Origin of the sequence: Pseudomonas sp. PKS (genome assembly GCF_051913525.1) — a bacterium.
GTDB lineage: Bacteria > Pseudomonadota > Gammaproteobacteria > Pseudomonadales > Pseudomonadaceae > Aquipseudomonas > Aquipseudomonas guariconensis_D.
Genome location: NZ_JBEGDO010000037.1, coordinates 21,782 through 31,515, shown reverse-complemented (window position 1 = coordinate 31,515; position 9,734 = coordinate 21,782). Strand labels below are relative to the sequence as shown.

Below are 9,734 nucleotides of genomic sequence, written 5' to 3'. Positions count from 1 at the left end.
TAAGGGCGGAAAGGTGACTAACCGTCGCCAAATCAAACGGATAAGCCCACAAACCACCAAACCACAAAACCACAAAGCCACAAAGCCACAAAGCCATCAGGAAACCGCCGAAACCCCCTCAACCTCCCGCGCAGCGTATTTCTGAGCCAACACCGCACACACCATCAACTGAATCTGATGAAACAACATCAACGGCAAGATCATCGCCCCAATCCCACCACCCACGAACAAGACCTGAGCCATCGGCACCCCTGTCGCCAGGCTCTTCTTCGACCCAGCAAACAGAATGGTGATCCGATCTTCCACACTGAAACCCAACACACGCCCAAGCAGCCGGGTCCCGAACAACACCGCTGCAAGCAAGATCCCGCAGACGACGAACAGCCCCGCCAAATGCTGCGCCGACACCGTGTGCCAAAGCCCGGTGACCACCGCATCACTGAATGCCGTATAGACCACCAACAAGATCGAACCTTGGTCGACGATCTTCAGCCACCGTGCATTGCGCTTGACCCACTCCCCGATCCAGCGACGCGCAACCTGCCCTGCCACGAACGGTACCAGCAGTTGCAGCGTGATCTTCAAGACCGCATCCAACCCCGAGCCGGTGTCGCCCTCGGCACCGAGCAGCAGCATCACCAGCAACGGCGTCAGGAAGATCCCCAGCAAGCTCGATGCCGCTGCACTGCAGATGGCCGCCGGAATGTTGCCGCGCGCCAGCGAGGTGAAGGCAATCGCCGACTGCACCGTCGCCGGCAAGGCACACAGATAAAGCACGCCCAGATACAGCTCGTTGCCCACCAACGGCACGAACAGCGGCTTGAAGGCCATGCCCAGCAACGGGAACATCACGAACGTGCAGGCGAACACCAGCAGGTGCAACCGCCAATGGCTGGCGCCAGCGATGATCGCTTCGCGCGACAGCTTGGCGCCGTGCAGGAAGAACAGCAGGCCAATCGCCAGGTTGGTCAACCAGCCAAAGAACACCGCGCCATCTCCTGAACACGGCAAGAAGGTGGCGACCAGCACGACCCCAAGCAAGGCCAAGGTGAAGTTATCGAAGATTTTTCTGACGTACTTCATGGATTATTCCGAGTTGTTTTTGTGCAGGAGCAAACGATAAGGTCTCGCCTTCCCTACTGCTAACGCCGGAATCCCCGACAGTGTCGCTGAACGGACATCCCGAGGCCTGCCTCGATCAGCTCGAACTCCTACCACGACCGGTCTATGGCCAGGCCGAAAGCCTCCCCAACATTGCCCTGGGCTATCGTCACCGGCATCCATGGGGTCAGCTCTCCCACGCCCGCAACGGCATCCTGCGCGTGCACACGCCAGAAGGCCTGTACCTGGTGCCCCCCCAACGGGCCGTCTGGATCGCCGCACAGGTTCCTCACCGTGTGGTCTGCGAGCCCAACACCTGTATCCGCAGCCTGTATATCGAGCCTGCCGCCCTGCCCTGGCCGGCCACCGCCTGCCGGGTGGTGGTAGTGGAGCCCCTGCTGGGCGAACTGATCCAGGCGTTCTCGCAGCTGCCTGTGAACTATGACGAGTCAGGCGCCGATGGGCGTCTGGTACAGGTGCTGCTCGACCGTCTGGCCAGTGCCCAAGAAGAACAGATGCTCCTGCCGCTCCCCCGCGATCGCCAATTGCGTCAGATCTGCCGCCGCCTGCAGGCCTCGCCCGACGATGCCCGCAGCCTGGCCGACTGGGCGCTGCGTCTGGGCCTCTCGGAAAAGACGCTCAGCCGGCGCTTTTTGCGCGAGACCGGCCTGACCTTCCGCCTATGGCGTCAACGGGTGCGCCTGCTAAGTGCCTTGCCAGCCCTGGAGCGCGCAGAACGGGTCACCGACGTTGCATTGGCTTGTGGGTACGCCTCGCTTTCCGCATTCATCGCTGCCTTTGGCGAGCATTTCGGCCAATCGCCAGGCGAGTTCCTGCGACGCCACACACTTTCCTGAATCTGATAAGGACCTTTTGCATGAAGCCGCTTCCCTACGTGCGCTTTGCCCTCACCCTGAGCCTCGCCGCCGTGACCGGGCAAAGCCTGGCCGACGCGCTGCACACACAGGTCGATGATGTTATTAAGCCCTTGATGCGCGAACACGACATCGCGGGCATGGCCGTGGCCGTGATCGCCGATGGCAAGGCGCACTACTTCACTTACGGTGTGGCCAACAAGGCCAAGGCACAGCCCGTGGAACGGGACACGTTGTTCGAAGTCGGCTCGCTCAGCAAGACCTACACCGCCACCCTCGTCGCGCTTACCAGCGCCCAAGGCACGCTGGCGCTGGATGCCCCCGCCAAACGCTACCATCCGGCCCTCAAAGGTACGTCCCTGGGCGAGGCCAGCGTGCTGGAACTGGGTGCCTACAGCGCCGATTGCCTACCGCTGCAATTCCCCGACAAGGTGCAGACCGAGGCGCAGGTGCTGGCCTTCTATCAGCATTGGAAACCGCGTGTTGCACGCGCCACTCAGCGCTGCTACTCCAACCCTAGCCTGGGCCTGTTTGGTGATGTGGCGGCGCGGGCGCAGAAAAAACCGTTCGCCACGATCATGAGCGAACAGCTTTTGCCTGCACTGGGCCTGACCGATACCTACCTTGCCGTACCAAGCACCGCACAACAGCGTTATGCCCAGGGCTACAACGCCACTAACCAGCCGGTGCGGGTCAATCCAGGACCATTGGCGGACGAAGCCTATGGAATCAAGACCACCGTGAGCGATGCCGCACACTATGTACGCCTGCAGTTGAACGCAGACTCGCTGACGCCATCGCTGAAAAAGGCGATCGCCCTCACCCAGGCGGGCTACTTCAAGGTCGGCCAGATGACCCAGGGCCTTGGTTGGGAGCGCTACCCGTATCCAGTCGCCCTGGAGACCTTGCTCAAAGGCAACAGTTCTGAAGTGGCTCTCACCCCCCAAGCTACCGTCCGTTTGCAACCGCCCCTGCCCGCCGAGCCAGCCGCCTGGTACAACAAGACCGGTGCCACCGGAGGTTTCGGTGCTTACTACGCCTTCATCCCGGCCAAGGGGCTGGGGATTGTCCTGCTCGCCAACCGCAACTACCCAAATGAAGCCAGGGTACGCGCGGCCTACCAGATCCTTTCCGCTCTGGAGCATTGATTCACGAAGCAGCCACCACAGCTCCAAGACATGCTCAATGCGTCGTGCGTGATCGATTGTCGGACAACATGTAGTGCCAAAAAATATTCACTACAAACCTGTTGACGCCGTTCATCAGCCTTGGGCATGATGAAGCCGTCTCCCCGATCGGGAGCGGTGGCAAGGGTGTTCCAGACGGCCTGCGCGGTAACGCAGGTCGTCCGTGGAGAGGGAAACTGTCCAAAAGGCAGCGTGAGAAGGCCCCTGTTGCAATGCTGCTGTAGCAGCCGTGTTAGTGCGCTACACGTCGTGGCGCCGAGTGAAAAATCACTGACTGATGGGTAATGGGGGCTTTATGATGAACTTGAACAACAATCCTACGATCGACCAATTGGCCCAGCTGTTCGCCGCGCGCAAGGACAGCCTCGATGACCACCTGCTGTGGGTCAGCCAGACTGGCGAGGTACGCCTCGACCGTCTGCCACCCAACACGGTCGAAGATGAATTCGAATCGCACATGCCCAGCATGCGCGCCCGCTTCAAGGTCTACCGCCGTGGCCAGGGCTACGTCGGCAAGAAGGCCGCCGCCGACACCGAGTTCGTCGGTCGCGTCCTGCAGACCCTGCAACAAGAATGGCCTACCGCCCGTGAGCGGCAGGCAGTCAAGGTGATAGACCCACTGAACTGAGTCGTACCACCCTTCTTTGAGCCCGGCCCTGCAAGGCCGGGCTTTTTCATGCCTGTTACACTAGGCGCTCCTGTTTGTTGGAGCCTGCGATGAATACCCCTGCCTATGGCACCGGCGACGCGTCCTACTTGGCCGCTGGTGGCATCGATGGCCTGCGCCGTTTGGTCGATGACTTTTACCGACTGATGGACCAGTGTCCTGAAGCATCCAGCGTGCGGCGCATGCACCCTGACAACCTTGAAGGCTCACGGGACAAACTGGCCTGCTTTCTGAGCGGTTGGCTCGGTGGACCACGCCTTTACAGCGAGCGCTATGGTTCGATTGCCATTCCCTCATTCCACGCGCAATGGCCAATCGACGAAGAGCACGCCAACGTCTGGCTGAGTTGCATGGAACAAGCCATTGCCTTGCAACCTTGGGCTGCGGATTTTGCCAAGTACCTGTTGCGCCAGTTGCGGGTACCGGCCGAACGTATCGTCCAGGCCAGCCGCAACCGCCGCCGCGCTCAGGCCTGAAGTCGCCGAGCCCTGGCCACGGGCAACGGCACGGCGCCGGTGGCCAAGGCCCGAGCGCGCTCCACGCCCCAGACCAGGGCGCGGGTCATGGTCTCACCGGGGCGTGCGGGATAGTACTCCTCCAGCAACGCTTTGCCGTTTCCGGCATATAGCCCAAGAAACAATTGCGTGGCACCCAGCCGCGACAACCGTACCTGGATATCGAGCACGGTGCCGTCGCTCAGGACTTCGTCATGGCAGCGGCAGTGCAACTGGGCATCGGCCCACTCCCAGTAAGTCTGTTCCCTGACGCGCATGCATTCACCTCCTTGTGCTGAAAATCGGCGCAAGAAAAGCACAGCCGTGACTGCCCGGCGAGTGCCACCCACCGATGCCATGAGCAAGATCAACAAACTAGATAAAAAGCTGCCAGCGATCGTGATGCAGTTCTCCGATCGATCAGGCAGGTGTATGCGCAGGAGGGATATCGCCCTCGCCTGACCGCTGCATTGCTGGCCAGGCGAGAACGGTGGGCGGGGTTACTTCCGGGTCCGGAACCGGGGCGTGAAACGACCCTTTTTGACGCGCTGCAGATGTGCAGGCTTAAGTTGTTCCGATTCATCCAAGGTCATGTTGGCGAACCCCAGGCGCAAGAACGCCTGGCCGCACCACACTTGGCTGTTGATCGGGAACGCATCGTTCATGTCTTCGAAAAAGGATTCGCTCATGCCCTGCTCCCTCCAATGATGGCTGCGCCGGCAAGCACTCTGCTTGCTCAGATGCGACAGCCCGTTGAAATGGAGACTAGTCGGTCATTTGCAGACCTTCTGGACAATCCCACACCATCCGACCAGTGGCAAAGTGCCCTATTTCAGACGAACTGCCGTACCGGTTGCGAACACCACGACCATGCCACCTTGGACCGACGGCATGCTGATCTCGAAGTCCACGCCCAGCACTGCATCGGCCTGCAATTGACGTGCCCGCGCCTTGAGCTCCTCGGTGGCCTGCTCACGCGCCTCGCGCAACGCGCTTTCCAGCGTCTGAGAACGACCGCCGAAGAAATCACGAAAGCGAGCAAAGAAATCGCGCACGAAGTTGATGCCTTGCACCGATTCGGCGCTGACCACTCCCAGGTATTCGGCGACGGGACGGCCTTCGAGCTGGCTGGTGGTGGTGATGATCATGAAACGGCTCCTTCGCCACAATTGAAAACGCGCGAATCTTAACAGACCTTTCCATACGACCTGGCCTGGCCAGCTGCCGCATGGGCGTTGCAATTAGTGTCCGGCTGTCCCAAGCTCTGCATTCCCGCCGCCACGGATCGCCCGATGCTCAACCGCCGCCGTTACCTGATCGCCCTGCTCTTGCTGGTCCTGGTATCGGGTGTCATCGGCTACCTGAGGCGTGATCCGCAACCCACTGCCCCCGCCATCCCTGCCCACAGCTATGCCAAGGCCTTGCGCCAAGCCCATGATGGCGAGCCGGGGGCGGCGCGGGTGCTCTACCAGCAACTGCAGCGCAACGACCTGACGCCGATCCGCCGGGCTGCACTGTACGCTGAGTTGCCCAACTACCCCTCGCCCCAGGCACTGAAACTCGCTCGCCAGGATCTGGAGCACGACGATCCGATGGTTCGTCGCGCCGCCATCACCAGCATTCGCCGGCTGTTGCCCGCGGCTCAACGTAGCCTGGTTCTGGGGCCGTTGCTGGAGGACGAGGACCAAAGCGTGCGTTTTGCTGCGGTGGATGCCTTGCTGGGTCTTGATCCCGATGCCATCGGTTTGTACTTCGGTCCCTTGCAGGACACCTTGGAACAGTACCAGCAGGCGCTAGAGGCCCAGCCCGACGACGCCGCCGCGCAGGTGCACCTGGCGCGTCTGTACCTGCATGAAGATGCCTACGATCAGGCCGCCGCAGCCCTGCAACGCAGCCTCAAGATCGCCCCCGACAGCCTCGACGCACTGGCCACGCAGGTTCGACTGCTCGAACGCCAGGGCCAGCACGACGCCTCTCGTCAGGTGCTTGCCAAAGCCTTGGCGCTGCGCCCGGACTCAGCCTTCCTGCAGCATCAGCTGGGCCTGTGGCTGACCCGCCACAATCAGGAAGAGTACGCCCTGCTCGCCTTCTCACGCGCCGTCGAGCTGGAACCGGACAATGTCGACTACCGCTACATCCTGGCCGTCACCCTGCACGACCTGGAGCAGGTCGAGGCTGCACAGAAACAGCTGGAGACCGTGCTAAGCCGGGAGCCTGCGAATCGGCGTGCGCGGGTGCTGTTGATTCAGTACTGGAAGGAAACCGGGCAACTGCAAAACGTGCAAGTTCTGCTGGCCGAACTCGAACGGCAGAACCCGGACGATCCGTTGCTCCAGCAAGGCTTGTAGAAGGTCGCTCATCCGCAGCGGAACCCCTGCCGACTGTTCGTGGTCCAGTGGGTATCGGTGACCAGAGTCAGGAGAATCCCTTGGCCGCTGCGGTGCTCGTAGACGAACGGGCCCTCATCCTGGGGCCCGCGCGGATTGCTGCGCAGATGTCTCGCCTGCTGACAGGCGCAGGCTTCGTGTGTCTGTGCACAGACAACGTCACGCGCCTGGGCGAATGGCTGGCAGAAGGCGTAGGTCTGTTGATCGCAGCGAACAGCACGCTGCCGACGGACCCGCAATCGCCCGTACAGGTGTTCATCGACCAACAACCGGAGTGGTCGGACCTGCCTGTTCTGCTGCTGCTCGATACCCTCCTTTCAGGCACCGGTCCTCCTCGCTCGCGACTGGGCAATCTGATGCAGTTGCCATCGCCTATCGACGATGCCCAGCTCCTTCAGATGAGCCAGGTTGCCCTGCGTACGCGGCGCCGGCAGTACCGTTCCCGTGATCGTCTGTGCGAGCTGCAACAGCGCCTCGATGACCAACGGCAACAGACTCAGGATGAGGATCGGGCATGGCGCCAGGCCCGAAAGATGGACGCCGTGGGCCAGCTGGCCGGCGGCATCGCCCATGATTTCAACAACCTGCTCACCAGTATCGGCGGCAGCTTCGAATTGATCGAAAAGCGTTTGCACCAGGGACGTACCGAGCAGTTGGAAGGCGTGCTGCGCATGGGGCGCGAAGCCGTGGCCCGTGCCGCTCGCCTCACCCATCAATTGCTGGCGTTCTCTTCCCGACAGTCCTTGCAACGAAAGATCATCGATCTACGCAGCCTGCTCCAGCCAGACATACTGCAAGCCAAGCTCAGCGTATCTGTGACGTTGCAGCTGATCCTGCCCGCCAAGCTTTGGTTGGTGGAGGCAGACGAGATGCAATTGCGCGAAGTGCTAGAGAACTTGGTACTCAATGCCTGCGAAGCCATGCCCAGCGGCGGCCAGCTCGACATCGAAGCCAGCAATCAGCATATCGATGATGCCTGTTTCAGCGGCGGCAGACTGTCCAGTGGCGAGTACTTGCGCCTGAGCATCCGTGACAACGGCCACGGCATGTCGCAAGGCATCCTTGAACGTGCCTTCGAGCCGTTCTTCAGCACCAAGCCGATCGGTCAGGGTATCGGCCTGGGGCTGTCGATGGTCTACGGTTTCAGCAAGCAGTCTCAGGGCCACGTGGTACTGCACAGCCAGATTGGCCAAGGCACCCAGGTCGACCTCTACCTGCCACGCTATCGGGGCCAGCCAAAGCCGAAGACAGATACGCACCCCATGGAAGCTGTCGACGGCACCCGCGATGTGCTGATCGTCGAGGACGATCCTCATGTACGGAACCTGGTTTTCCAGGCGCTGCGCGAAGAGGGTTTTCCCTGTCAGGCCGCCTGCAATGCCGATGAGGCCCTGCAGCTGCTGAATTCGCCAAGGCCGTTTGCCTTGTTGGTCAGCGATGTAGGGCTACCTGGAATGAACGGTCGTCAACTCGCGCAGATCGCCCGCAAACGGCGGCCTGGCCTGCAGGTGCTGTTCATCACCGGCTATGCCGAGACCGCCATGGCTCGCGACGACTTCCTCGACCCCGGCATGCAGTTGATCTGCAAACCCTTCGAACTGAGCCAATTGCAGGCGCGGGTCACACAGATGCTCGGCGAGGCCTGATCAACGGCCGATATCTTCATTCCACAGCGCTGGGTGGCTATCGATGAAGGTGCGCATCATCTGCTCGCACGAGGCATCCTGCAGCACTTCAACGCGTACTCCCCGACTTTGCAGCAACTGCTCTTCCCCCATGAACGTACGGTTTTCTCCCACCACGACATGGCCGATGCCATAGAGCAGGATGGCGCCACTGCACATCGGGCAGGGCGACAGCGTGGTGTACAACGTGGCCTCGCGGTAGACCTGCGCGCTTTGGCGACCGGCCCGTTCCAGGGCATCCATTTCGCCGTGCAGGATGGCGCTGCCGCATTGCACCCGCCGGTTATGCCCGCGCCCGATGATCCGCCCCTCATGAACCAGCACCGAGCCGATGGGAATACCCCCTTCGGCAAGTCCTTGGCGCGCCTCATCGATGGCCGCCTGCATGAATGTGTCCATACTGCCTCCTGTCATGCCGCCATGCTCGACGGTTTGCCGAGCAGGCTAGCACACGCGCCGGGCCGTGGCTTTCCCGCCATGGGCGTCTATGCTCATTAGGTTTTCCTCTGCCCCGGGCAGATCCGGGCCCTTTCCTGGCGCTGGGAGTGTGGTCATGAGCAAGAAAATCCTGGTTGTGCTGACCAATACGGCGAAATATCCAACGCTGCGGCGCGCCACCGGTCTGTGGCTGGGCGAAGCGGTGCACTTTGTCGACGAGGTCCAGAAAGCCGGCTATGCCGTCGACTACGTCAGCCCCGCCGGGGGCTATGTACCGATCGACCCCCATAGCCTGCAAATGGCGCCCGAGCTCGATTGGCAGTGGTACGACGACAAAGCCTTCATGAACCGCCTGGGCAACACCCTTTCCCCTGGCCAGGTCAAGGCCGACAGCTATTGCGCAATCTACTACGCCGGCGGCCATGGCGTGGTCTGGGACCTGCCCGACAACGCCCCGCTGCAGGAACTGGCCCGGCGCATCTATGAGGCCGGTGGGGTGGTGGCTGCGGTGTGCCATGGCGTGGTCGGCCTGCTCAACATCAAGCTCAGCGACAACAGCTTGCTGGTCAGGGGGCGACAGGTCACCGGATTCTCCAACACCGAGGAGAAACTCGCCGAACTGGACAAGGTCGTCCCGTACCTGACGGAAAACGAACTGGTCGCCCGTGGCGGCAAGTACAGCAAGCATGAAGACCCTTGGGCCGCATTTGTCGTCAGCGACGACCGGCTGATCACCGGGCAGAACCCGGCCTCGAGCCAGCGGGTGGCGCAACAGGTGCTGGAGCGGCTGAAGAAGCCGGCATGACTCCGACAACGTCTTCTGCCATGTACCGCTGCGTAAACGGATCGCAGCTACAGTCCATCGGCTACCTGCCCCGTTAATCTCTCCGGCTTCTGTCC

The 9,734-nt window shown here is 61.5% G+C and carries 12 protein-coding genes; 7 read left to right on the top strand and 5 right to left on the bottom strand.

Annotated elements, in window-relative coordinates; genetic code table 11:
* Positions 1-96 precede the first annotated feature (96 nt).
* Positions 97-1,083 (bottom strand): bile acid:sodium symporter family protein, encoded by a 987-nt coding sequence (locus ABOA88_RS23740; RefSeq protein ID WP_196170655.1) that lies wholly within the window; start codon positions 1,081-1,083, stop codon positions 97-99.
* A gap of 80 nt (positions 1,084-1,163) precedes the next feature.
* On the opposite strand from ABOA88_RS23740, the gene ABOA88_RS23735 reads away from it, so the two are divergent.
* The 4 genes from ABOA88_RS23735 (at position 1,164) to ABOA88_RS23720 (ending at position 4,306) form a co-directional block, all read left to right on the top strand.
* A complete protein-coding gene (locus ABOA88_RS23735; RefSeq protein ID WP_367852207.1) occupies positions 1,164-1,958 on the top strand; it encodes an AraC family transcriptional regulator in 795 nt (264 codons plus the stop codon).
* 20 nt (positions 1,959-1,978) lie between these two features.
* Complete coding sequence (gene ampC, locus ABOA88_RS23730; RefSeq protein WP_367852208.1) at positions 1,979-3,124, top strand: class C beta-lactamase; 1,146 nt, start codon at positions 1,979-1,981, stop codon at positions 3,122-3,124.
* Positions 3,125-3,458: 334 nt separating this feature from the next.
* The gene (locus ABOA88_RS23725; RefSeq protein ID WP_070572416.1) at positions 3,459-3,791 is read left to right on the top strand and encodes a hypothetical protein; all 333 of its coding nucleotides are present in this window, start codon (positions 3,459-3,461) and stop codon (positions 3,789-3,791) included.
* Between the two features lie 89 nt (positions 3,792-3,880).
* The gene (locus tag ABOA88_RS23720; RefSeq protein WP_367852209.1) at positions 3,881-4,306 is read left to right on the top strand and encodes a group II truncated hemoglobin; all 426 of its coding nucleotides are present in this window, start codon (positions 3,881-3,883) and stop codon (positions 4,304-4,306) included.
* On the opposite strand, the gene ABOA88_RS23715 is transcribed toward ABOA88_RS23720, so the two are convergent.
* The 3 genes from ABOA88_RS23715 to ABOA88_RS23705 all read right to left on the bottom strand — a co-directional run bounded on the left by ABOA88_RS23715 (position 4,297) and on the right by ABOA88_RS23705 (position 5,472).
* On the bottom strand, positions 4,297-4,602 hold the full coding sequence (locus ABOA88_RS23715) for a hypothetical protein (RefSeq protein ID WP_367852210.1): 306 nt from the start codon (positions 4,600-4,602) through the stop codon (positions 4,297-4,299). The genes ABOA88_RS23720 and ABOA88_RS23715 overlap by 10 nt on opposite strands.
* Before the next feature lie 222 nt (positions 4,603-4,824).
* Positions 4,825-5,013, bottom strand: a complete 189-nt coding sequence (locus ABOA88_RS23710; protein ID WP_070091142.1) for a hypothetical protein — start codon at positions 5,011-5,013, stop codon at positions 4,825-4,827.
* 138 nt (positions 5,014-5,151) lie between these two features.
* Complete coding sequence (locus ABOA88_RS23705; protein ID WP_099593364.1) at positions 5,152-5,472, bottom strand: YbjQ family protein; 321 nt, start codon at positions 5,470-5,472, stop codon at positions 5,152-5,154.
* Positions 5,473-5,616: 144 nt separating this feature from the next.
* Here ABOA88_RS23705 and ABOA88_RS23700 point away from each other — a divergent pair, with 144 nt between their 5' ends.
* Positions 5,617-6,672: a tetratricopeptide repeat protein gene (locus ABOA88_RS23700; RefSeq protein ID WP_196170650.1), complete on the top strand. Its 1,056-nt coding sequence runs from the start codon at positions 5,617-5,619 to the stop codon at positions 6,670-6,672.
* A gap of 80 nt (positions 6,673-6,752) precedes the next feature.
* Positions 6,753-8,357 carry an ATP-binding protein gene (locus ABOA88_RS23695; RefSeq protein WP_367852211.1) on the top strand — a complete coding sequence of 535 codons (1,605 nt, stop codon included), beginning with the start codon at positions 6,753-6,755 and terminating at the stop codon, positions 8,355-8,357.
* Here the strand turns inward: ABOA88_RS23695 and ABOA88_RS23690 are convergent, their stop codons facing one another.
* Positions 8,358-8,795 (bottom strand): nucleoside deaminase, encoded by a 438-nt coding sequence (locus tag ABOA88_RS23690; RefSeq protein WP_196170648.1) that lies wholly within the window; start codon positions 8,793-8,795, stop codon positions 8,358-8,360.
* A gap of 154 nt (positions 8,796-8,949) precedes the next feature.
* Here ABOA88_RS23690 and ABOA88_RS23685 point away from each other — a divergent pair, with 154 nt between their 5' ends.
* Positions 8,950-9,639: a type 1 glutamine amidotransferase domain-containing protein gene (locus ABOA88_RS23685; protein ID WP_196170647.1), complete on the top strand. Its 690-nt coding sequence runs from the start codon at positions 8,950-8,952 to the stop codon at positions 9,637-9,639.
* Positions 9,640-9,734: the final 95 nt, after the last annotated feature.

Coding starts and splice junctions, on each gene's coding strand:
- ABOA88_RS23740 (WP_196170655.1), bottom strand. CDS start 1,083: ATGAAGTACGTCAGAAAAATCTTCGATAACTTCACCTTGGCCTTGCTT.
- ABOA88_RS23685 (WP_196170647.1), top strand. CDS start 8,950: ATGAGCAAGAAAATCCTGGTTGTGCTGACCAATACGGCGAAATATCCA.
- ABOA88_RS23725 (WP_070572416.1), top strand. CDS start 3,459: ATGATGAACTTGAACAACAATCCTACGATCGACCAATTGGCCCAGCTG.
- ABOA88_RS23720 (WP_367852209.1), top strand. CDS start 3,881: ATGAATACCCCTGCCTATGGCACCGGCGACGCGTCCTACTTGGCCGCT.
- ABOA88_RS23705 (WP_099593364.1), bottom strand. CDS start 5,472: ATGATCATCACCACCACCAGCCAGCTCGAAGGCCGTCCCGTCGCCGAA.
- ABOA88_RS23700 (WP_196170650.1), top strand. CDS start 5,617: ATGCTCAACCGCCGCCGTTACCTGATCGCCCTGCTCTTGCTGGTCCTG.
- ABOA88_RS23715 (WP_367852210.1), bottom strand. CDS start 4,602: ATGCGCGTCAGGGAACAGACTTACTGGGAGTGGGCCGATGCCCAGTTG.
- ampC (WP_367852208.1), top strand. CDS start 1,979: ATGAAGCCGCTTCCCTACGTGCGCTTTGCCCTCACCCTGAGCCTCGCC.
- ABOA88_RS23690 (WP_196170648.1), bottom strand. CDS start 8,795: ATGGACACATTCATGCAGGCGGCCATCGATGAGGCGCGCCAAGGACTT.
- ABOA88_RS23710 (WP_070091142.1), bottom strand. CDS start 5,013: ATGAGCGAATCCTTTTTCGAAGACATGAACGATGCGTTCCCGATCAAC.